Annotated in this window: 19 protein-coding genes and 2 pseudogenes; 13 read left to right on the top strand and 8 right to left on the bottom strand. The window is 71.9% G+C overall.

The window, feature by feature from the left end:
• From IPZ69_RS40850 to IPZ69_RS40840, 3 genes and pseudogenes are all read right to left on the bottom strand, one after another.
• Positions 1-225, bottom strand: a pseudogene (locus tag IPZ69_RS40850) (hypothetical protein); the annotation flags it as partial.
• 45 nt (positions 226-270) lie between these two features.
• Positions 271-1395, bottom strand: a complete 1125-nt coding sequence (locus IPZ69_RS40845) for an adenylate/guanylate cyclase domain-containing protein (protein WP_235459816.1) — start codon at positions 1393-1395, stop codon at positions 271-273.
• Between the two features lie 161 nt (positions 1396-1556).
• Positions 1557-2423 (bottom strand): biotin--[acetyl-CoA-carboxylase] ligase, encoded by an 867-nt coding sequence (locus tag IPZ69_RS40840; protein ID WP_235459815.1) that lies wholly within the window; start codon positions 2421-2423, stop codon positions 1557-1559.
• A 110-nt stretch (positions 2424-2533) separates the two neighbouring features.
• Here IPZ69_RS40840 and IPZ69_RS40835 point away from each other — a divergent pair, with 110 nt between their 5' ends.
• The 4 genes from IPZ69_RS40835 (at position 2534) to IPZ69_RS40825 (ending at position 5248) form a co-directional block, all read left to right on the top strand.
• Positions 2534-4126 (top strand): acyl-CoA carboxylase subunit beta, encoded by a 1593-nt coding sequence (locus IPZ69_RS40835; protein WP_235459814.1) that lies wholly within the window; start codon positions 2534-2536, stop codon positions 4124-4126.
• Between the two features lie 27 nt (positions 4127-4153).
• Positions 4154-4363 carry an acyl-CoA carboxylase epsilon subunit gene (locus IPZ69_RS40830; protein ID WP_235459813.1) on the top strand — a complete coding sequence of 70 codons (210 nt, stop codon included), beginning with the start codon at positions 4154-4156 and terminating at the stop codon, positions 4361-4363.
• A 103-nt stretch (positions 4364-4466) separates the two neighbouring features.
• The gene (mmpB, locus tag IPZ69_RS47230; RefSeq protein ID WP_268835669.1) at positions 4467-4595 is read left to right on the top strand and encodes a morphogenic membrane protein MmpB; all 129 of its coding nucleotides are present in this window, start codon (positions 4467-4469) and stop codon (positions 4593-4595) included.
• A gap of 32 nt (positions 4596-4627) precedes the next feature.
• Positions 4628-5248, top strand: coding sequence for a Maf family protein (locus tag IPZ69_RS40825; RefSeq protein WP_235459812.1), 621 nt, complete (start codon positions 4628-4630; stop codon positions 5246-5248).
• Positions 5249-6595: 1347 nt separating this feature from the next.
• Here IPZ69_RS40825 and IPZ69_RS47595 read toward each other — a convergent pair.
• A pseudogene (locus tag IPZ69_RS47595) lies at positions 6596-7078 on the bottom strand (hypothetical protein); the annotation flags it as partial.
• Between the two features lie 374 nt (positions 7079-7452).
• Here IPZ69_RS47595 and IPZ69_RS40815 point away from each other — a divergent pair.
• Both IPZ69_RS40815 and IPZ69_RS40810 read left to right on the top strand, forming a co-directional pair.
• Positions 7453-9225 carry an acetyl/propionyl/methylcrotonyl-CoA carboxylase subunit alpha gene (locus IPZ69_RS40815; RefSeq protein WP_235459810.1) on the top strand — a complete coding sequence of 591 codons (1773 nt, stop codon included), beginning with the start codon at positions 7453-7455 and terminating at the stop codon, positions 9223-9225.
• Between the two features lie 672 nt (positions 9226-9897).
• Positions 9898-10443: a TetR/AcrR family transcriptional regulator gene (locus tag IPZ69_RS40810; protein ID WP_235459819.1), complete on the top strand. Its 546-nt coding sequence runs from the start codon at positions 9898-9900 to the stop codon at positions 10441-10443.
• 15 nt (positions 10444-10458) lie between these two features.
• Here the strand turns inward: IPZ69_RS40810 and IPZ69_RS40805 are convergent, their stop codons facing one another.
• Positions 10459-11412, bottom strand: coding sequence for a DeoR/GlpR family DNA-binding transcription regulator (locus tag IPZ69_RS40805; protein ID WP_308407591.1), 954 nt, complete (start codon positions 11410-11412; stop codon positions 10459-10461).
• 242 nt (positions 11413-11654) lie between these two features.
• Complete coding sequence (locus IPZ69_RS40800) at positions 11655-13103, bottom strand: NAD(P)H-quinone dehydrogenase (RefSeq protein WP_235459809.1); 1449 nt, start codon at positions 13101-13103, stop codon at positions 11655-11657.
• 96 nt (positions 13104-13199) lie between these two features.
• On the opposite strand from IPZ69_RS40800, the gene IPZ69_RS40795 reads away from it, so the two are divergent.
• From IPZ69_RS40795 to IPZ69_RS40785, 3 genes are all read left to right on the top strand, one after another.
• On the top strand, positions 13200-13637 hold the full coding sequence (locus IPZ69_RS40795) for a gamma-glutamylcyclotransferase (RefSeq protein ID WP_235459808.1): 438 nt from the start codon (positions 13200-13202) through the stop codon (positions 13635-13637).
• 122 nt (positions 13638-13759) lie between these two features.
• Positions 13760-14584, top strand: a complete 825-nt coding sequence (locus tag IPZ69_RS40790) for a purine-nucleoside phosphorylase (RefSeq protein WP_235459807.1) — start codon at positions 13760-13762, stop codon at positions 14582-14584.
• 72 nt (positions 14585-14656) lie between these two features.
• Positions 14657-16288: a phospho-sugar mutase gene (locus tag IPZ69_RS40785; protein WP_235459806.1), complete on the top strand. Its 1632-nt coding sequence runs from the start codon at positions 14657-14659 to the stop codon at positions 16286-16288.
• Between the two features lie 551 nt (positions 16289-16839).
• Here IPZ69_RS40785 and IPZ69_RS40780 read toward each other — a convergent pair.
• Positions 16840-17541 (bottom strand): PH domain-containing protein, encoded by a 702-nt coding sequence (locus tag IPZ69_RS40780; protein WP_235459805.1) that lies wholly within the window; start codon positions 17539-17541, stop codon positions 16840-16842.
• A gap of 114 nt (positions 17542-17655) precedes the next feature.
• Here IPZ69_RS40780 and deoC point away from each other — a divergent pair, with 114 nt between their 5' ends.
• Genes deoC through IPZ69_RS40765 form a run of 3 tightly spaced genes read left to right on the top strand, consistent with a single transcriptional unit; the run spans position 17656 to position 20946 of the window.
• Positions 17656-18606, top strand: a complete 951-nt coding sequence (gene deoC / locus IPZ69_RS40775; RefSeq protein WP_235459817.1) for a deoxyribose-phosphate aldolase — start codon at positions 17656-17658, stop codon at positions 18604-18606.
• 5 nt (positions 18607-18611) lie between these two features.
• A complete protein-coding gene (locus IPZ69_RS40770) occupies positions 18612-20051 on the top strand; it encodes an aldehyde dehydrogenase family protein (protein WP_235459804.1) in 1440 nt (479 codons plus the stop codon).
• The gene (locus IPZ69_RS40765) at positions 20041-20946 is read left to right on the top strand and encodes an aldehyde dehydrogenase family protein (RefSeq protein ID WP_235459803.1); all 906 of its coding nucleotides are present in this window, start codon (positions 20041-20043) and stop codon (positions 20944-20946) included. The genes IPZ69_RS40770 and IPZ69_RS40765 overlap by 11 nt, the downstream gene beginning before the upstream one ends.
• A gap of 132 nt (positions 20947-21078) precedes the next feature.
• Here the strand turns inward: IPZ69_RS40765 and IPZ69_RS40760 are convergent, their stop codons facing one another.
• Positions 21079-21489, bottom strand: a complete 411-nt coding sequence (locus IPZ69_RS40760; RefSeq protein WP_235459802.1) for a hypothetical protein — start codon at positions 21487-21489, stop codon at positions 21079-21081.
• A gap of 127 nt (positions 21490-21616) precedes the next feature.
• On the opposite strand from IPZ69_RS40760, the gene IPZ69_RS40755 reads away from it, so the two are divergent.
• Complete coding sequence (locus IPZ69_RS40755; RefSeq protein ID WP_235459801.1) at positions 21617-22252, top strand: uridine kinase family protein; 636 nt, start codon at positions 21617-21619, stop codon at positions 22250-22252.
• The last annotated feature ends 101 nt before the right edge of the window (positions 22253-22353 follow it).

The raw sequence follows: 22353 nt of genomic DNA, 5'->3' as shown, positions 1-22353 counted from the left end.
CACGCCCGCCTCGACCGCGCCCGCGGCTCTCCCGACGGACATCCCCTCGACGATCCCGACCACCGTGCCCCGTACGACCGAAGCCCCGACCGCGCCCCGCGTCACGCAGACGCCCACGGCGACCGCCACGCACCCCGTGCCCACCGCGACGGCCTCCGCGCCGGAGCCCGCCCCGAGCCACTCCACGGCGGCCCCGGCACCCCCGCCGAACCTCCCGGGAGGCATTTGCCTGCCGATCATCGGGCTCTGCGTCGACCCGCGCGGGCGGGACTAGGCCTCGGCGTCGCGTCGGGTCAGGAGCCAGGGCTCGACCACGCCGAGGCCACGGACCGGGCGCTGCCACATCGGCTGGAGCGCGAAGCGGTACGTCGGCGGCTCCTCGCCCTCCTTCTCCGCGGCGGCCGCGGCTTCCGCCGCATCCGCCTCCGAGGCGGGCGCCTCGCCGCTGCGGATGAGTTCCTCGGCGAAGTCGCTGTCGACGAGGACGGCGTCGCGCGGCGCTATCGAGGTGAGTCGGGAGGCGAGGTTCACGGTCGTACCGAAGACATCGCCCATTCGGGTGGTCACCGTGCCGAACGCCATCCCGACTCGCAGCTCCGGCATCGTCTCGTCGTTCGCCATCGTCTCGACCAGCCGCAGCGCGATGTCCGCCGCCGTGCCCGCGTCGTCGGCGGCGTACAGCACCTCGTCGCCCAGCGTCTTGATGAGCCGGCCGCCGCGCGCGGCGACCAGGTCGGCGGCGGTGGTCTCGAAGGCCTCGACGAGTTCCCCGAGCTCCTCCTCCTCCATCCGCCGGGTCAGCCGCGTGAACCCGACGAGGTCGGCGAAGCCGACCGCGAGCCGCCGGTCCACCATCTCCTCGTCGTCCGCGCCCTGCACGACGCGCCCGGCGGAGGCGGCGAGCTGGCGGCGCCAGACGTAGACGAGGAACTCCTCCAGTTCGGGCAGGAGCAGCTCGACGATCGGGTACGTCACCTCGGTGCGGGTCATGCCCGGCTCCGGCGGCTCGGTCAGCCCCTCCAGGAAGGAGTCGATCTGCCATTCGGCCAGACGGGCGGTGGTCTGCCCGGTGGATCGGGCCACCTGTACGGCCATGGCCTCGCTCAGCAGCCCCGCCTCCACCAGACCGGCGAGACGGCGCAGCGCGAGGACGTCGGCCTCCGTGAGTGCCTTGGCCTGCCCTATGTCGGCGAAGCCCATGGCCCGCCAGAAGCGGGAGGCCAGCTCCATGGAGACCCCGGCGCTGCGGGCCGCCTGAAAGGGCGTGTAGCGGCGCTCGGCGCCCAGGATGAGCTGTTCGAGACGCAGGGCGAGCGGGTCCTCGCCGGAGTCGGCGGCGTGGGGGTCCACGCGGCCGTCCGCGCCCGCGCCGGAGCCCGTGTCGTCGACGGTCACGCCTGCTGCCCTTCCGATCTGCCACGGTCAGGTACGACCGGCCTCAACTCTACGGCAGGTGTGCGCCAGCTCACTCCGTCAGGTGGGGCCGGTGATCAGGTGTCCGGCACCGGTGCGGCGGGCCGGAGCCGGGTCGTCCGCTCGGCGGACCCCGGGCGCGCTCACGCGGGCCTCAAGTGCACGATGTCCCCGGCCCCCACCGGCTCCTGCACACCCTCCTTCGTGGCGATGACCAGGCGTCCGTCGCCGTCGATCGCCACCGCTTCGCCGGTGATCGCCCGGTCGCCCGGCAGCTCCGCCCGCACGACCCGGCCGAGCGTCGCGCAGCCCGCCGCGTACGTCTCCTGGAGGCCGCTGGCCGCCGGGTCGCCCCCGGCCGCGCGCCAGCGCCCGTACCACTCCTCCAGGGACCGCAGCATCGCCCGCAGCAGCGGGTCCCGGTCGGTGCTCACGGCGCCGGCCAGGGCCAGCGAGCCCGCCTGGGGCACCGGCAGTTCGTCCGCGCGGAGCGTGACGTTGATGCCGACGCCGACCACGACCCCGTCGTCGCCGGCCCGCTCGGCCAGGATGCCGCCGGCCTTGCGCTCCTCGTCACCGACGGTCACCAGCAGGTCGTTGGGCCACTTGAGTGCCGTGTCGACGCCGGCCGCCCGGGACAGGCCGGTCGCCACCGCCACGCCCGTGAGCAGCGGGAGCCAGCCCCAGCGGGAGACCGGGACGTCGGCCGGCCGCAGCAGCACCGAGAAGAAGAGGCCCGAGCGGGGCGGGGCGGTCCACTGGCGGTCCAGCCGGCCCCGCCCCGCCGTCTGTTCCTCCGCCACCAGGACCGCGCCCTCGTCGGCGTTCCCCGCCTCCGCGAGGGCCACCAGGTCGGAGTTGGTGGAGCCGGTCCGCGGCACCACCTGAAGGTCGCGGTAGAACCCGCCCTCGCGCAGCAGCCCGCGCCGCAGCGCCTCGGCGTTGAGGGGCGGACGGTCCAGGTCGGACCACGGGTTGTCGTTCGCGTCTGATGCATCTCGCGGCGTCATGCAAGCCACCCTAGGTGTGGTAAACGCCGCACTGCCGATTGATGGGGCCACCACTACGCTACGGATGAGTAACCGTCCCCCCTTTTGAGCAGGCAGGGAGCCGCATCCCGATGTCCGAGCCGGAAGAGCGCCACGAGATCGACATTCACACGACCGCGGGCAAGCTCGCGGATCTCCAGCGCCGCATCCAGGAAGCGACGCACGCCGGCTCGGCACGCGCCGTCGAAAAGCAGCATTCCAAGGGCAAGTTGACGGCGCGTGAGCGGATCGACCTGCTGCTCGACGAGGACTCGTTCGTCGAGCTCGACGAGTTCGCCCGGCACCGCTCCACCAACTTCGGTCTGGAGAAGAACCGCCCGTACGGCGACGGTGTCGTCACCGGGTACGGGACCGTCGACGGGCGCCCCGTGGCCGTGTTCTCGCAGGACTTCACCGTCTTCGGCGGTGCGCTCGGCGAGGTCTACGGGCAGAAGATCGTCAAGGTCATGGACTTCGCGCTGAAGACCGGTTGCCCGGTCATCGGCATCAACGACTCGGGCGGCGCCCGCATCCAGGAGGGTGTGGCCTCGCTCGGCGCGTACGGCGAGATCTTCCGCCGCAACACCCACGCCTCCGGCGTCATTCCGCAGATCAGCCTGGTCGTCGGCCCCTGCGCGGGCGGCGCGGTCTACTCCCCGGCCATCACCGACTTCACGGTCATGGTCGACCAGACCTCGCACATGTTCATCACCGGCCCGGACGTCATCAAGACCGTCACCGGCGAGGACGTCGGCTTCGAGGAGCTGGGCGGCGCACGGACCCACAACTCCGTGTCCGGCGTGGCGCACCACATGGCCGGTGACGAGAAGGATGCCATCGAGTACGTCAAGCAGCTGCTGTCGTACCTGCCGTCCAACAACCTCAGCGAGGCCCCGGTCTTCCCCGAGGAGGCGGACCTCACCGTCACCGACGAGGACCGCGAGCTGGACACGCTGGTGCCGAACAGCGCCAACCAGCCGTACGACATCCACACGGTGATCGAACACGTCCTGGACGACGCCGAGTTCTTCGAGACGCAGCCGCTGTTCGCGCCGAACATCGTCACCGGCTTCGGGCGAGTGGAAGGGCATCCGGTCGGGATCGTCGCCAACCAGCCGATGCAGTTCGCGGGCTGCCTGGACATCAAGGCGAGCGAGAAGGCGGCCCGCTTCGTGCGGACCTGCGACGCCTTCAACGTCCCGGTGATCACCTTCGTCGACGTGCCGGGCTTCCTGCCCGGTGTCGACCAGGAGCACGACGGCATCATCCGGCGCGGCGCCAAGCTGATCTACGCGTACGCCGAGGCGACCGTCCCGCTCATCACGGTGATCACCCGCAAGGCCTTCGGCGGGGCGTACGACGTCATGGGCTCCAAGCACCTGGGCGCCGACCTCAACCTGGCCTGGCCCACGGCCCAGATCGCGGTCATGGGCGCGCAGGGCGCCGTCAACATCCTGCACCGCCGGACCATTGCCGAGTCTCAGGACGTCGAGGGCACCCGGGCGCGGCTCATCCAGGAGTACGAGGACACGCTCCTCAACCCCTACATCGCGGCCGAGCGCGGCTACATCGATTCGGTGATCATGCCGTCCGACACCCGCGGCCACATCGTGCGCGGGCTGCGTCAGCTGCGGACGAAGCGGGAATCCCTGCCTCCGAAGAAGCACGGCAACATTCCCCTCTAGCCCTGTGTCGATCGTTTGGGAGGCGTCATGACCATCAGGGTCGTACGGGGCAATCCGACCCCCGAGGAGCTGGCCGCCGCACTGGCGGTGGTCCGAGCCCGCGCCGCGGCGGCATCCGCCGTGCCGTCCGGCGCACCCGGCCCGCGTGACTCGTGGGCGGACCCGTCCCGGATCGCGGGCCACCACCTGCCGAAGCCGGGTCCGGCGGCGTGGACCCGCACGTACTGGCCCAGCTAGCGCCAGCGGCCGCGGGCGACCGCGTACGTCGGTAGAAACCGGGGGGCCGATTTGAGTACCCGTACTCAGGCCAGGCCCCCCGGCTCGGCCGCACGCTGGAGGCATGCTGTGGTCAGACCCTGAGAACGAGCCGCCCGAAGAAATGCGCGACATGCAGAACATGCTGCGGCGGCTCGGTCTCCTCATGGCTCTGGCCATGGTCCTGGCGATGATCGTCATCGGCCTGAGGTGAGCGTGGCGGCACCACGTGGCTAACCTGACCGCATGACTGCCAATCCGCGCAGGCGACTCGTGCTCGCCTCACAGTCCCCCGCCCGGCTCGGACTGCTCCGGCAGGCCGGGCTCGACCCCGAGGTGATCGTCAGCGGCGTCGACGAGGACGCGGTCAGCGCGCCCACCCCCGCCGAGCTGGCGCTGGCCCTGGCCGAGGCGAAGGCCTCCGTGGTGGCGGCGCGGCCGGAGGTGTACGGCGCGCTGGTGATCGGCTGCGACTCGGTGCTGGAGCTCGACGGCCAGGCGCTGGGCAAGCCCTCGGACGCGGAGGAGGCCACCGCCCGCTGGAAGTCGATGCGCGGGCGGGCGGGGACGCTCCAGACGGGGCACTGCATCTGGGACACGGTGGCCAAGCGGTACGTGTCCGGGACCGCCTCGACCGTGGTCCGGTTCGGCGAGCCCACCGACGCGGAGATCGCCGCCTACGTCTCCTCCGGCGAACCGCTCTACGTCGCCGGCGCGTTCACCCTCGACGGCCGCTCGGCCCCGTTCATCGAGGGCATCGACGGCGACCACGGCAACGTGATCGGCATCAGCCTCCCCCTCGTCCGCCGCCTCCTGTCCGAACTGGGCGTAGGCATCACGGACTTGTGGACCCAGCCGACCGACTGACCACTCCGTGGTCCGAGGGGGCCACCGAATCTCGGCGTGCCTGATGGAACGGCCCTGGGGCACCACAGCGGCGCCCGGAGCGCCCCCTCGGAAGATTGGGGCGCCCCGGAGCGATGACACACCCCTCACGGGCTGCCGACGCCACCGCGGCCACGGCTGAGGCCCTCACCGAACAGTCCTACGGGACACCACAGGGCCCCTCAAGAACATTGCGGGCCCCCGTCGAGGCGAGGACAGGCCAGCCCCCTCACGGAGCCACGGGGGCCGCCCCAGCGGAGAAAGCGCGGCTGTCAGGGCCGCCGCCCTGAGAGACGCCTGAGCGGCGATCGGCGCGCCGCTCAGAGCGTTCTGGACACCACCGAACCGAAGCTATGACGGGGCAACACCCTCAGGAGTCGCGGGGCCGACGCAGCGAACGTCGCGGGCACCGCCGAAGCGACAACTGCGCGGCACCCCCACGGAGTCGCGAGAGCAGCCACGGCAATAGCGGGCGCGGCTCCTCTCCGACCCCGCGGACCGCCCGAGCGGAAACGGCACGGTCCTCACCGAGTCGCCAGGGCCAGAGCCAGGACCGCCACAGCAAATACCGGGGCACCCCTCCGCGCCCCGTGGGCGCCGCCCAGCGAAGACCGACGCGGCTCTCACGGGCTGTCAGGGCCGCCCGCAGCTCGGCAGACCCCGCGGGACGCCACCGCGACGACCGGAGCGACCCTCAAGAACACTGCGGGCACCGCCGGAGCGACAGCCGGGCAGCCCCTCACGGCATCACGGGGCCGCCCCAACGAAGACCGACGCGACCCTCACAAACCGCCAGGGCCGCCCGCAGCTCGGCAGACCCCGCGGGACGCCACCGCGACGACCGGAGCGACCCTCAAGAACACTGCGGGCACCGCCGGAGCGACAGCCGGGCAGCACCCTCGCGGAATCGCGGAGGCGCCGCCCAGCGAAGACCGGCGCGCCCCTCACAAACCGCCAGGGCCGCCCGCAGCACGGCAGACCCTGCGGGACGCCACCGCGACGACCGGAACGACCCTCAAGAGCACTGCGGGCGCCCCCGGAGCGACAGCTGGGCAGCGCCCTCGTGGAATCGGCGGAGCCGTCCGGCTCGGGTCCGTCCCGCGTTCTTGTGGGCCGTCCCAGTGAAGATCGGCGTGGCCCCTGCGAAGTCGTCGGGGCCGCCGCCGGGCAGCCGGTGTTGCCGACTCGCCCGAGCGGGGGGCGCGGTCCTCAGAGGGGCGTCGTGGCCGGGACTGCCGCCGTCAGGGCCGGGACGTCGTCCTGGGGCTCCTCGGCCTCGTTCTGGGGCTTCTTCGGGCCGCTGTCGGGCTGTGCGGCGGTCTCGGGCTCCGGAGTGGTCCCCTCGGCGTCGGGGGTCTTCGCGGACTCCGGCGTGTCGCCGCCCACGGGACCCGCGCCGGGGGCCGTTCGAGCCTCGCCCTCCTCGCGGTCGTACGTCATCAGGAGCAGTACGACGAGGCCCAGCACGATCACCATGAACAGGAACGCCCGCCACCCGACCAGGCCCCACACGAACGCGCCCAGCAGACCGTGCACCACCGCCACGCTGATCAGCAGGACGCGGCCGAACCCGGCCGGCGCCCGGTTCCGTATCGCCACGAGCAGCGCGACCAGGCCGCACAGCGCGAAGTAGAGACCGAAGACCACTCCGCCGATCTTCGAGGACAGCGACATCACGTCCGGGTCGAGGCCGGCGAGGGACATGTCCTGGCGGTCGACCACCACCCCCATGAACCAGTTCAGTGCCGCGATGCCGAGCCCCTCCACGAAGAGGACGACCGCCACGACCCACGCCACCGGTCTGCGCACCACCGGTCCCCACCCACTTTCGACCTCAGCCCGAGTCGGCTGCTGTTACCTGAAGTACGTTCGAGACATCGCGAACGCTACTAACGGGTAAACCCCGGGACAAGGGTCCGGTCGCAGGCAAAGAATCGTTGGGCCATTCGTAGGGACTCAACAAAGAAACGGAGTGGGGCGCGGCACGCTCTCACAGAGACCTTGACCACATCACAGGGCTAGGGTTGCCCGGAAGAGTCCTGCGTACCGAGGTGCGACAAGGGCTTTCGCGGGTCGAGCGAGCCTCGAATCACGCTCCGTGTGGGCAAGCTCACCATTGGGGACGGGTCGAAGTGCCGTGTCGGCAGTCCCTAAACTCGGCTTGTTTCAAGGAGGGAGCCTCAATCGTGCGCAAGGTGCTCATCGCCAACCGTGGCGAAATCGCTGTCCGCGTGGCCCGGGCCTGCCGGGACGCCGGGATCGCGAGCGTGGCCGTCTACGCCGACCCGGACCGGGACGCTCTGCATGTCCGCGCCGCGGATGAGGCGTTCGCCCTGGGTGGTGACACCCCGGCCACCAGTTACCTGGACATCGCAAAGGTACTGAACGCCGCGCGCGAGTCCGGCGCGGACGCCATCCATCCCGGGTACGGCTTCCTCTCGGAGAATGCCGACTTCGCCCAGGCGGTGCTGGACGCGGGTCTGATCTGGATCGGCCCGCCGCCGCAGGCCATCCGCGACCTGGGTGACAAGGTGGCGGCCCGTCACATCGCGCAGCGCGCCGGTGCCCCGCTGGTCGCCGGTACGCCCGACCCGGTGAGCGGCGCCGACGAGGTCGTCGCCTTCGCCGAGGAGCACGGGCTGCCGATCGCCATCAAGGCCGCCTTCGGTGGCGGTGGCCGTGGTCTGAAGGTCGCCCGGACCCTCGAAGAGGTGCCGGAGCTGTACGAGTCCGCGGTGCGCGAGGCGGTCGCCGCCTTCGGTCGCGGCGAGTGTTTCGTGGAGCGCTACCTGGACAAGCCGCGGCACGTGGAGACCCAGTGCCTGGCCGACCAGCACGGCAACGTGGTCGTCGTGTCGACGCGTGACTGCTCGCTCCAGCGCCGCCACCAGAAGCTGGTCGAGGAGGCCCCGGCGCCGTTCCTGTCCGAGGCCCAGGTCGCCGAGCTGTACTCGTCCTCGAAGGCCATCCTGAAGGAGGCCGGCTACGTCGGCGCCGGCACGGTGGAGTTCCTGGTCGGCAACGACGGCACGATCTCCTTCCTGGAGGTCAACACCCGGCTCCAGGTCGAGCACCCGGTGACCGAGGAGGTCGCCGGCATCGACCTGGTGCGCGAGATGTTCCGCATCGCCGACGGCGAGGCGCTCGGCTACGACGACCCGCAGCTGCGCGGTCACTCGTTCGAGTTCCGGATCAACGGCGAGGACCCGGGCCGCAACTTCCTGCCGGCGCCCGGCACGGTCACCCGTTTCGACGCGCCGTCGGGTCCGGGCGTCCGCCTGGACGCGGGCGTGGAGTCCGGCTCGGTCATCGGCCCGGCCTGGGACTCGCTGCTGGCGAAGCTGATCGTCACCGGCCGCACCCGCAAGGAGGCCCTGGAGCGGGCCGCCCGTGCGCTGGAGGAGTTCCAGGTGGAGGGCATGGCCACGGCCATCCCGTTCCACCGCGCGGTGGTGAAGGACCTGGCGTTCGCGCCGGAGCTGGAGGGCTCGCAGGAGCCGTTCAAGGTCCACACCCGCTGGATCGAGACCGAGTTCGTCAACGAGATCAAGCCCTTCGCCGCCCCGGCCGATGCCGAGGCGGAGGAGGACACCAGCCGTGAGACGGTCGTCGTCGAGGTCGGCGGCAAGCGTCTTGAGGTCTCCCTGCCGGCGTCGCTCGGCATGACCCTGGCCCGCACGGGCCTGGCGGCCGGCGCCAAGCCGAAGCGCCGCGCGGCCAAGAAGTCCGGCCCCGTCGCCTCCGGCGACACCCTCGCCTCCCCGATGCAGGGCACGATCGTCAAGGTCGCCGTCGAGGAGGGCCAGGAGGTCCAGGAGGGCGACCTGGTCGTCGTCCTGGAGGCCATGAAGATGGAGCAGCCGCTGAACGCGCACAAGGCCGGCACCATCAAGGGTCTCGTCGCCGAGGTCGGCGCGTCCCTCACGTCCGGTGCGGCGATCTGCGAGATCAAGGACTGACCTACCACCAGAGGTGTCGAGGCGCCCCGCGCGACCGGAGATCCGGTCCGCGGGGCGCCTCGTTTCCCACGCCGGACGGCGACCGGCGGCCATCGGCAGCCGACGGCCATCAACAGCCGAATGGCACCGGCAGCCCACGCCCATCAACAGCCGACGGCCATCAGCGGCCAACGGTCACCAGCAGCCCACGCCCATCAGCGGCCAACGGCCATTGGCGGCCCCGGTCACGAGCAGCCCACGCGGTCAACAGCCAACGGCCACCAACAGCCAACGGCCACCAGGAACCCACGGCCATTGGCGACCCCCGATCACGAGCAGCCCACGCCCGTCAGCAGCCCACGGCCACCAGCGGCCGCCGGCCATCAGCAGCCCCCGGCACTCGGCAGCCCACGGCAATCCCGCAGAAGCCCCCCACGGCAACGACACGCCCGAGCAAGCCGGCCGTACGGCGCCGAGTGGGCGGCCGTAGGGGCGCCCACCTCGCTGATGCTCCCTCAAGTTCCCGGCCGTGGGCGCCGGTGGCTTCGTAGGAGCCTGCTCGGGTTCACCCGGTGGCATCCTGGAGGCAGTCGGGGGCGTGCGAGAGGGCAGGTGGAAGGCATGGTGGGCGTGTCCGCTGGGGAGGGCGCCGGGGTCCGGGACACGGCGGTGCCGTCCGTGGCCCCGCGTGCCATGCGCGCCGATGCCCGCCGCAACTACGAGCGGCTGCTCACCGAGGCCCGTGCCGCCTTCGCCGAGCACGGCACGGACGCGTCCCTGGAGGACGTGGCCCGTCGGGCGGGCGTCGGGATCGGCACGCTGTACCGGCACTTCCCGAACCGGCACGCCCTGATGAGCGCGGTCTTCGAGGACGCGGTGAGCGAACTCCTCGCCCGCTCACGCGAACTGCTGGACGCGCCCGAACCCTGCGCGGCCCTGGTGACCTGGCTGCGCGAGATGGTCACGCACGCCGGTGAGTACCGCGGTCTGGCGCGGGCGCTGATGTCGGTGTCCACCGACTCCGGTTCCGCGCTGGCCCGTTGCAGCACCCCGATCCACGAGGCGGGCGGCGCGCTGCTGGCCCGCGCTCAGGCGGCGGGCACCGTACGCCCCGACGTCTCGATCGGCGACCTCCTCCAACTGACCCACGCCATTGCGCTGGCGGCGGAGGAGTCACCGGGAGACCCTGACCTGGCGGACCGCTTGCTGAGACTGACGCTACGCGGCCTGAAGGGATAGACCCGCCCGCGCCCCTCAACGCCGCCGCAGATCCGCGACACGAGCACGCTCGGCCCCGGCCGCCTGCTCCCCCAGCACCGTGGCCGACCGCAGCGCGGCGCCCGGCACCTGCCCCCGCCGCGGCCCCGGGAGGGCTACGTCCCGACGCGACTGGCGCGCCGGGACCTGATCACCCCCCGGGCTCCCGGACGCCCCGGCCACGGCGATCTGCACCCCCTGGTCGGCCAGGGCCTGCAGCTCGGTGGCGGCACGGTCGTCGTGGCCCGGCGGCTCGTCGGTGACCAGGCGGGTGATGAGGTCGGTCGGCACCGTCTGGAACATGGTGTCCGTGCCCAGCTTGGTGTGGTCGGCGAGGACCACGACCTCCGCGGCCGCCTGGACCAAAGCACGGTCCACGGACGCCGAGAGCATGTTGGACGTGGACAGCCCGCGCTCGGCGGTCAGACCGCTCCCGGACAGGAAGGCCTTGGACACCCTGAGCCCTTGCAGGGACTGCTCGGCGCCGGAGCCGACCAGGGCGTAGTTGGAGCCGCGCAGGGTGCCGCCGGTCATCACGACCTCGACACGGTTGGCGTGCGCCAGCGCCTGGGCCACCAGCAGGGAGTTGGTGACGACGGTCAGGCCCGGCACCCGGGCGAGCCGGCGTGCCAGTTCCTGCGTGGTGGTACCCGCCCCGACCACGATGGCCTCGCCCTCTTCGACGAGGTTCGCGGCGAGATCGGCGATGGCCGTCTTCTCGGCGGTCGCGAGATGTGACTTCTGCGGAAAGCCGGACTCCCGCGTGAACCCGCCCGGCAATACCGCACCGCCGTGTCGGCGGTCGAGCAGTCCTTCTGCCTCCAGTGCGCGCACGTCCCGCCGTACGGTCACTTCGGAGGTCTGGACGACGCGGGCGAGCTCACGGAGCGACACGGCCCCGTTCGCTCGCACCATTTCGAGGATCAATTGACGACGTTCTGCAGCGAACACGAAACTGACAGTAACGCGGGCGACCGTCTGCTTTCAGCAGTTTGCGCCGAATAACAGAAGTTGTTCGCACAGCAGGACAGGAAGTGGTATACGGCCTAGCCATCCCGCCTATGCCGCGCGCATGCCACGGCAACTCCCCGTGACCAGCGGGGAGTCGGTATCGAACGGCCTCGGACGGCCTCGGACGCGCTCGGACGTCGCGATGCCGCCACGGGGCCGCCGCGAGCCGCCGTGGGTGCCGCCTACGCCTCGCCGGTCGCCTTGCGGGTGTGGAGCTGGCGGGCCACCTCGGCGATCGAGCCCGACAGGGACGGGTACACCGTGAAGGCGTTCGCGATCTGTTCGACCGTCAGATTGTTGTCGACGGCGATCGAGATGGGGTGGATCAGTTCCGAGGCGCGGGGCGCCACGACCACACCGCCGACGACGATCCCCGTACCCGGACGGCAGAAGATCTTCACGAAGCCGTCGCGGATGCCCTGCATCTTGGCGCGCGGGTTGCGCAGGAGCGGGAGCTTGACGGCCCTGGCCTCGATCTTGCCCGCGTCGACGTCGGCCTGGGTGTAGCCGACGGTGGCGATCTCCGGGTCGGTGAAGACGTTGGAGGAGACGGTCTTGAGGTTGAGCGGGGTCACCGCGTCGCCGAGGAAGTGGTACATGGCGATACGTCCCTGCATGGCGGCGACGGAGGCGAGGGCGAAGACGCCCGTCACGTCACCGGCCGCGTACACGCCCGGGGCGGTCGTGCGGGAGACCTTGTCGGTCCAGATGTGCCCGGACTCGCGCAGCTTGACGCCGGCCTCCTCCAGGCCGAGTCCGGCGCTGTTCGGGATGGCGCCGACGGCCATGAGGCAGTGCGAGCCCGTGATCACACGGCCGTCGGAGAGGGTGACCTCCACCTTGTCGCCGACGCGCTTGGCGGACTGGGCGCGGGAGCGGGCCATGACGTTCATGCCGCGGCGGCGGAAGACGTCCTCCAGGACCGCGGCGGCGTCCGGGTCCTCGCCGGGCAGCACGCGATCGCGCGAGGAGACCAGGGTGACCTTGGAGCCGAGGGCCTGGTAGGCACCGGCGAACTCGGCGCCCGTGACACCGGAGCCGACCACGATGAGCTCCTCGGGGAGCTCGGTGAGGTCGTAGACCTGGGTCCAGTTGAGGATGCGCTCGCCGTCGGGCTGGGCGTCGGGCAGCTCGCGCGGGTGACCGCCGGTGGCGATGAGCACGGCGTCCGCGACGAGGGTCTCCTCGGTGCCGTCGGCGGCGGTGACGACGACCTTGCGGGAGCCGTCGAGGGCCTGCATGCCCTGCAGCCGGCCACGGCCGCGCATGACCCGGGCGCCGGCGCGGGTGACGGAGGCGGTGATGTCGTGGGACTGGGCGAGCGCGAGGCGCTTCACACGGCGGTTGACCTTGCCGAGGTCGACGCCGACCACCCGGGCGGCCTGCTCCAGCGGCGGGGTGTCGTCGGCGACGATGATGCCGAGTTCCTCGTACGACGAGTCGAAGGTGGTCATCACCTCGGCCGTAGCGATAAGGGTCTTCGACGGCACGCAGTCGGTCAGTACCGACGCTCCGCCCAGACCGTCGCAGTCGACGACGGTCACCTCCGCGCCGAGCTGCGCTGCCACCAGCGCCGCTTCGTATCCGCCGGGTCCGCCACCGATGATCACGATCCGAGTCACGTACTCCATTGTCCCGCACGCTTCAAGGTGCTTCCGCCCGGGGTGAGCGTGCTGTTGCCCACGGGGCGGCCGAGGCACGTGTTTTCGCTGCCGTACTCTCGACCCATGGCGCTCTATGCCGCGTACGCCGGCAATCTCGACGCGCGGCTGATGTCCCGCCGCGCCCCGCACTCGCCGCTGCGCGCCACCGGCTGGCTGAACGGCTGGCGGCTGACCTTCGGCGGGGAGCAGCTGGGCTGGGAGGGCGCGCTCGCGACGATCGTCGAGGAGCCGGGGTCCCAGGTCTTCGTCGGGCTGTACGACATCGCCCCCATGGACGAGGAGTCCCTGGACCGCTGGGTGGGCGTGGGTCTCGGCATCTACCGGCGCGCCCGGGTCCGGGCGCACACGCTGGACGGCGAGGAGCCGGCGTGGGTGTACGCGCTCAACGGGTACGAGGGCGGTCTGCCGTCGGCCCGGTACCTGGGTGAGCTCGCCGACGCGGCGGAGTCGGCCGGCGCCCCGCACGACTATGTGATGGAGCTGCGCAAACGCCCTTGCTAGCGCTCCGGCGCCCCTTGGGTCACTTTTGTCCCAACCTTTGTTGGAAACGACAAGACAACGATCGCCATCCCGTGAGCTCTGTCATCTACGCGCGTAGGCCCGGACCGGCTACCCTCATCCGCGTGAACGCATCTCTTCTTCCGGACGACATCCAGGGCGACCCCTATGCCGCCGCCGACGCGGCCGCCGCGCGCCTGCGCGAGCTCACGGGCGCCGAGACCCACGACGTCGCCCTCGTGATGGGCTCCGGCTGGGCTCCGGCCGTCGACGCCCTGGGCGCTGCCGACGCCGAGTTCCAGGTCACCGAGCTGCCCGGCTTCCCGCCGCCGGCGGTGCAGGGGCACGGGGGCAAGGTCCGCTCGTACAGCATCGGTGACAAGCGCGCGCTGGTCTTCCTGGGCCGCACGCACTACTACGAGGGCCGGGGCGTCGCCGCCGTGGCGCACGGCGTGCGCACCGCCGTGGCCGCCGGCTGCAAGACCGTCGTGCTGACCAACGGCTGCGGCGGCCTGCGCGAGGGCATGCGCCCCGGGCAGCCGGTGCTGATCAGCGACCACATCAACCTCACCGCGACCTCACCGATCGTGGGCGCGAACTTCGTCGACCTCACCGACCTGTACTCGCCGCGCCTGCGCGCCCTGTGCAAGGAGGTCGACGCGACGCTGGAGGAGGGCGTGTACGCCCAGTTCCCCGGCCCGCACTACGAGACCCCGGCCGAGATCCGCATGGCCCGGGTGATCGGCGCGGACCTGGTGGGCATGTCGACGGTGCTGGAGGCCATCGCCGCGCGCGAGGCCGGTGCCGAGGTGCTGGGGATCTCGCTGGTGACGAACCTCGCCGCCGGCATGACCGGGGAGCCGCTGAACCACGAGGAGGTTCTGCAGGCGGGCCGCGACTCGGCCGCCCGGATGGGTTCGCTGCTGACCCAGGTGCTCGGCCGGCTGTGACCGCCGCCCGGCGCTCCTGAGGGCACGGCAACGCACCCCGCACCCGCACTTCGAACGAGAGGCTGACCCGACGTGCACGACGATCTCATCGCCCGGGCCCAGGCGTGGCTGGCCGAGGACCCCGACGCGGACACGCGCGAGGAACTCGCCAAGCTGATCGACTCCGGGGATGTCACGGAGCTCGCCGCGCGCTTCGCCGGCACCCTGCAGTTCGGCACCGCGGGCCTGCGCGGTGAGCTCGGGGCCGGTCCGATGCGGATGAACCGCTCGGTCGTCATCCGTGCCGCCGCCGGTCTGGCCGCCTACCTCAAGAAGGAGGGGCAGGCCGAGGGGCTCGTCGTCATCGGGTACGACGCCCGGCACAAGTCCGCCGACTTCGCCCGGGACACCGCCGCCGTGATGGTCGGGGCGGGGCTCCGCGCCGCGGTCCTGCCGCGGCCGCTGCCCACCCCCGTCCTGGCGTTCGCGATCCGGCACCTCGGCGCGGTCGCGGGTGTGGAGGTCACCGCCAGCCACAACCCGCCCCGGGACAACGGCTACAAGGTCTACCTCGGCGACGGCTCGCAGATCGTGCCGCCGGCGGACGCGGGGATCGCGGCCGAGATCGACGCGATCCGCAGCCTGCACGACGTGCCCCGGCCCGACTCCGGCTGGGAGACCCTCGACGACGCGGTCCTGGACGCCTATCTCGCCCGTACCGACGCCGTGCTGGCCGAGGGCTCGCCGCGCGGCGCCCGGACCGTCTACACGGCGATGCACGGCGTCGGCAAGGACGTCCTGCTGGCCGCGTTCGCCCGGGCCGGCTTCCCGGAGCCGGTGCTGGTCGCCGAGCAGGCCGAGCCCGACCCCGACTTCCCGACCGTCGCCTTCCCGAACCCGGAAGAGCCCGGCGCGATGGACCTGGCCTTCACCGCGGCCCGCGCGACCCGTCCCGACCTGGTCATCGCCAACGACCCGGACGCCGACCGCTGTGCCGTGGCGGTCGGGGACGGGGACGACTGGCGCATGCTGCGCGGCGACGAGGTCGGCGCGCTGCTCGCCGCGCACCTGGTCGCGCGCGGGGCGACCGGCACCTTCGCCGAGTCGATCGTGTCCTCGTCCCTGCTCGGCCGGATCGCCGAGAAGGCCGGGCTGCCCTACGAGGAGACCCTGACCGGCTTCAAGTGGATCGCCCGGGTGGACGGTCTGCGCTACGGCTACGAGGAGGCCCTCGGCTACTGCGTCGACCCGGCCGGGGTGCGCGACAAGGACGGCATCACCGCCGCCCTCCTGATCACCGAGCTCGCCTCCGGGCTGAAGGCGCAGGGGCGCACGCTGCTCGACCTGCTCGACGACCTGGCGGTCGAGCACGGGCTGCACGCCACCGACCAGCTCTCGGTGCGGGTGCAGGACCTGTCGGTCATCGCCGACGCGATGCGGCGCCTGCGCGAGCAGCCGCCGACCGAGCTCGCGGGTCTGGCCATCACCCGGGCCGAGGACCTCACCCGGGGCACGGAGCAGCTGCCGCCCACCGACGGGCTGCGCTACACCCTCGACGGCGCCCGCGTCATCGTCCGGCCCAGCGGCACGGAGCCCAAGCTGAAGTGCTACCTGGAGGTCGTCGTACCGGTCGGCACCCACGCCGACCTCCCGGCCGCCCGCGCCCGGGCGACCGACCTGCTCGACGCCATCAAGCACGACCTCGCGACGGCCGCGGGCATCTGAGCCCCACCCCTCGCTCTCGATGGGGTGCCTTCACCACGACAGGTGGGGGCACCCCTTCGGCGTTTCCGTGGACACCAACTGGCGCGCCGCTCTGGCCCCTTCCGGCCCGAGCGGCAGTCAGCTCGGCCCACCGCCAGCAGCACCGCTGCAGCCACCGTGGGGGCCACGCCCAGCACGGCCGGGACCGGAGACCCCTTGGTCGGCGGCTGCCCTCCCTGCGCGCCTCTGACCTCTTCCGGGAAACCGCCGGGAAATCCGTGCATCGGCCCACGCGACAGCCGACTCAGCCCACGGCCACCAGCACCGCTCCGGCCCCCGCGAGCGCACGCCCCCGCACGACCAGGACCGGAAGCACCCTCAGCTGACGGCTCCCCCTCGCGCGCCTCTCCGACCCCTTCCGGGAAACCGTCGCAGCATCCGCGGGATCGGCCCGCCCGGCCAGGACCGGAAGGACCCCCGGCCGACGGCTCCCCCTCCGCACGACCCTCCGGCCCCTCTCAGGAAGCCGTCGGGACATCCGCGCATCGGCCCGGCCGCCCTGCCCAGCCGGCTCAGCCCACCGCCAGCAGGATCGCCAGCAGGATCGCGCCGGCCACCGCGGGTGCCGCGATCTCGTACGCCCAGCGGACCGTGACCTCGCCCTGTGCCGACTCGGCGTGCTCCTGGCGTTCCAGCGTGGCGCGCAGGTCGTCCATGATCTTGTCGGTCTCCGCGCGGTGCGGTCCGTCCGTCGCGGCGGAGCCGCGCGGGCCGCCGCCGAGGCCCCCGCCGCCGAACGCACCGCCGCCGAACATCCCGGACCTGCCGCCCCCGCGGGCCTCCGCCTCGGCCCGCGCCTGGCGGCGCGTCGCCTTCTTGCGGGCCCGCAGCGAGACCGGGATGGCCCACAGCTGGTACTTGTCGCCGGACTTGACGACGATCTCGTTGGAGTAGCCGGAGCGCAGGGAGACGATCTCGCCCCAGGGCACGGTGACCACCCGGAAGGGGTTGCGCACGCGCAGCCGGTCGTCGTTCGCGAAGACGGCCGGGCGCAGGGTGAAGGCGATCACCAGCGGCACGAGCAGGATCAGCCCGGCGAGCGCCAGCCACGGCGTGTGGCCGCTGCCACGGAACAGCGCGTCGATGCCGAGCCACCCGACGAGGGCGAGCAGCAGCACACCACCGATCAGCCCCAGGGGCGAGCGGTAGATCCGGTCCTTGGCGGCGGGCGCAGAAGGCTGTGGCGCGGGTGACTGGTGGTCCGGGGTCGTCATGCTCCCGATTCTGCACGACGAAGCCGGGAGTGCTCATATGCGGTCGCGGACGAGGTGATGAGCGCCCGGGGGCTGTACAGCCGCTACGCGCGTAGATATGGTGGCGTGGTGACCATGCCCACCTCTGCTCCCGCTCTCGCTGACGTCACCGCGTCCGACAGCACGCTGCGCCGCTTCCTGCACGGGTTGCCCGGCGTCGACGCGGTCGGCCTGGAGGCGCGCGCCGCCTCCCTCGGCACCCGATCCATCAAGACCACCGCGAAGGCGTACGCCATCGACCTCGCCATCTCGATGGTCGACCTGACGACGCTGGAAGGCGCGGACACCCCGGGCAAGGTCCGGGCGCTCGGCGCCAAGGCGGCCCACCCGGACCCGACGGACCGGACGACCCCCACGACCGCGGCCGTCTGTGTCTATCCCGACATGGTGGCCGTCGCCAAGGAGGCCGTCGCCGGCTCCGGCGTCAAGGTCGCCTCCGTCGCCACCGCCTTCCCGGCCGGCCGTGCCGCCCTCGACGTGAAGCTGGCCGACGTCCATGACGCCGTGGCCGCGGGCGCCGACGAGATCGACATGGTCATCGACCGCGGGGCGTTCCTCGCGGGCAAGTACCTGAAGGTGTACGACGAGATCGTCGCCGTGAAGGAGGCCTGCGGGGCGTCCGCCCGGCTCAAGGTCATCTTCGAGACCGGCGAGCTGTCCACGTACGACAACATCCGTCGGGCGAGCTGGCTCGGCATGCTGGCCGGGGCCGACTTCATCAAGACCTCGACCGGCAAGGTCGCCGTCAACGCGACCCCGGCGAACACCCTCCTCATGCTGGAGGCCGTGCGCGACTTCCGCGCCCAGACCGGGGTGCAGGTCGGCGTGAAGCCGGCCGGCGGCATCCGCACCTCCAAGGACGCCATCAAGTTCCTGGTCCTGGTCAACGAGACCGCCGGCGAGGACTGGCTGGACAACCACTGGTTCCGCTTCGGCGCCTCCTCGCTCCTGAACGACCTGCTGATGCAGCGTCAGAAGCTGGCCACCGGCCGTTACTCCGGCCCCGACTACGTGACGGTGGACTGATCCCCATGGCATCCGCATTCGAGTACGCACCCGCACCCGAGTCCCGCTCGGTCGTCGACATCGCGCCGTCCTACGGTCTGTTCATCGACGGCGAGTTCACCGAGGCCGCCGACGGCAAGGTCTTCAAGACCGTCTCGCCGTCCACCGAGGAGGTCCTCTCCGAGATCGCCCAGGCGGGCGAGGCGGACGTCGACCGCGCGGTCAAGGCCGCCCGCAAGGCCTTCGAGAAGTGGTCGGCGCTGCCCGGTTCCGAGCGCGCCAAGTACCTCTTCCGCATCGCCCGGATCATCCAGGAGCGCAGCCGTGAGCTGGCGGTCCTGGAGACCCTGGACAACGGCAAGCCGATCAAGGAGACCCGCGACGCGGACCTCCCGCTGGTCGCCGCGCACTTCTTCTACTACGCGGGCTGGGCGGACAAGCTGGAGCACGCCGGGTTCGGCACGGCCCCGAAGCCGCTCGGCGTCGCCGGCCAGGTCATCCCCTGGAACTTCCCGCTCCTCATGCTGGCCTGGAAGATCGCCCCGGCGCTCGCGACCGGCAACACGGTCGTCCTGAAGCCGGCCGAGACCACGCCGCTGTCGGCCCTCTTCTTCGCGGACATCTGCCGCCAGGCGGGCCTGCCCAAGGGCGTCGTCAACATCCTTCCGGGATACGGCGACGCGGGCGCCGCCCTGGTCGCGCACCCGGACGTGAACAAGGTCGCCTTCACCGGCTCCACGGCCGTCGGCAAGGAGATCGCGCGCACGGTCGCCGGCACCCGCAAGAAGCTCACCCTCGAACTGGGCGGCAAGGGCGCCAACATCGTCTTCGACGACGCCCCGATCGACCAGGCCGTCGAGGGCATCGTGGGCGGCATCTTCTTCAACCAGGGCCAGGTCTGCTGCGCGGGCTCCCGGCTGCTGGTCCAGGAGTCGATCCAGGACGAGCTCCTCGACTCCCTCAAGCGCAGGCTCTCCACGCTGCGCCTGGGCGACCCGCTCGACAAGAACACGGACATCGGCGCGATCAACTCCGCGGAGCAGCTGGCCCGGATCACCGCGCTCGCCGAGCAGGGCGAGGCGGAGGGCGCCGAGCGCTGGTCCCCGGCCTGCGAACTGCCCGAGAGCGGCTACTGGTTCGCCCCGACGCTGTTCACGAACGTCACGCAGGCGCACACCGTCGCCCGCGACGAGATCTTCGGCCCGGTGCTGTCGGTCCTCACGTTCCGTACGCCCGACGAGGCCGTCGCCAAGGCCAACAACACGCAGTACGGGCTGTCGGCGGGCATCTGGACGGAGAAGGGCTCCCGGATCCTGGCCGTCGCGAACAAGCTGCGCGCCGGTGTCGTCTGGTCCAACACGTTCAACAAGTTCGACCCGACCTCGCCCTTCGGCGGCTACAAGGAGTCGGGCTTCGGCCGCGAGGGCGGTCGCCACGGTCTGGAGGCATACCTCGATGTCCGATAAGTCCGAAACGATCGAGCGGCTTTCCGTCTTCAAGACCTACAAGCTGTACGTGGGCGGCAAGTTCCCGCGTTCCGAGAGCGGCCGGGTGTACGAGGTGACGGACTCGAAGGGCAAGTGGCTGGCGAACGCGCCGCTGTCGTCCCGCAAGGACGCCCGTGACGCGGTCGTGGCCGCGCGCAAGGCGTTCGGCGGCTGGTCCGGCGCGACCGCCTACAACCGGGGCCAGATCCTCTACCGCATCGCCGAGGTGCTTCAGGGGCGCCGCGACCAGTTCGTGCGCGAGGTGGCCGAGGCGGAGGGCCTGTCCAAGGCGAAGGCCGCCGCCCAGGTGGACGCGGCGATCGACCGCTGGGTCTGGTACGCGGGCTGGACGGACAAGATCGCCCAGGTCGTGGGCGGCGGGAACCCGGTCGCGGGCCCGTTCTTCAACTTGTCCTCCCCCGAGCCGACCGGCGTGGTCACCGTCCTGGCGCCGCAGGAGTCGTCCTTCCTCGGCCTGGTCTCGGTCATCGCCCCGGTCATCGCGACCGGCAACACGGCGATCGTGATCGCGAGCGAGAAGTCCCCGCTCCCGGCGCTGTCCCTGGGCGAGGTGCTGGCCACCTCCGACCTGCCCGGCGGTGTCGTCAACGTCCTGTCCGGCCGTACGGCGGAGATCGCGGCGCCGCTGGCCGCGCACCAGGACGTCAACGCGATCGACCTCGCGGGCGCCGACGAGGCGCTGGCGAAGGAGCTGGAGATCGCGGCGGCGGACAACCTGAAGCGCGTCCTTCGTCCACAGGCTGTGGACAACTGGTCGGCGGCTCCGGGCACCGAGCGCATGACGGCGTTCCTGGAGACGAAGACGGTCTGGCACCCGACGGGCTCGCTGGGCGCGTCCGGCTCGTCGTACTGAGCCGGCGCCCGGGCCGAGTACCGGGACGCCGCACAGGCCGAGAGCCGCGCCACCCCTCCGTCCGGGGGCGGCGCGGCTCTCTTCGTGTACTTCGTGCGCCTCGCGTACTTCGCGTACGGGCGACAGGTGCCGTCAGCCCCGGCCGCCGCCCAGCACTCCGGTCACCTGCCCCAGCACCGGCACCGATCCGAGCGACCGCGCCTCGGCCACCGGACCGGTCAGCGCCTGCGAGGAAAGCGGCTGGAAGTCGGCGACCTGGGTGCCGACGCCGTTGTCGAGCGGGTCGACGCCGGTGCCGGCGAGGGGGTTGGGCTTGAGGCCGGTGACCGGGCCCGTGACATAGCCCAGTGTGCCGGTCAGTGCCTGCGCCCCCGCCTGCGGGTCGATCCTGCCGAGCGAGGTCGGCCGCCACGGCACGTCCACTGGCAGGGTGGAGTCCGCGGAGGCCGTCGCCGCGCCCGCGCCCAGGGCCGCTCCGGCGGTCGCGAGGGCGATCAGAGCGCGCTGCGCGGTGGGGTGCTGGCGGGTCGCGTGTCGTGCCATTGCTGATGCCACCTTCTGGTGCACAGGGTAATGAGGTCGACACAAAGGGTAGTTGAGGTGTGACGCACGCTCCAAAGCCGACCCGCGGGGTCGGCAGCGGGCGCACGATACGTCAAACTGGTGTTCCGTGAGCCTTCATCCCCCGTCACCCGCCCGTGTCGTGCTGCTGTGCGGCCCCTCGGGCTCGGGCAAGTCCCTCGTCGCCGCCCGCTCCGGGCTGCCCGTCCTGCGCCTCGACGACTTCTACAAGGAGGGCGACGACCCGACGCTGCCGCTGGTGGAGGGGAGTTCGGACATCGACTGGGACCATCCGCTGTCCTGGGACGCGGACGTCGCCGTCGAGGCCATCACCAGGCTGTGCGCCACGGGGTCGACGACCGTGCCGGTGTACGACATCTCGCAGAGCGCGCGCACCGGCGAGGAGACGCTGTGCATCGACCGCACCCCGGTGTTCATCGCGGAGGGCATCTTCGCCGCCGAGATCGTCGAGCGCTGCCGTGAACTCGGGGTGCTGGCGGACGCGCTGTGTCTGAGCCGCGGGCCGGTCACCACCTTCCGGCGGCGCTTCCTGCGGGACCTGAAGGAGGGCCGCAAGTCGGTGCCGTTCCTGCTGCGCCGCGGCTGGCGGCTGATGCGCGCGGAGCGGTCGATCGTCACCCGCCAGGTGTCGCTGGGCGCCCACCCCTGCGATCTGGACGAGGCGCTCGGCAGGCTCGCCTCCGCGGCGGTGGGGCGGCAGGCCCGGGCGCAGACGCCGGCCTAGCCGGGCACAGCAGCCGTACAGGGCTTTCGTACACACGGAACCGGCCGTAGACACGGAAACGGGACTGGATGGACCCCCCGGCCCTCCAGTCCCGCCTTCCT

It is taken from the genome of Streptomyces olivochromogenes (genome assembly GCF_021538895.1).
Lineage (GTDB): Bacteria > Actinomycetota > Actinomycetes > Streptomycetales > Streptomycetaceae > Streptomyces > Streptomyces olivochromogenes_A.
This window is presented reverse-complemented; position numbering and strand designations above follow the sequence as displayed.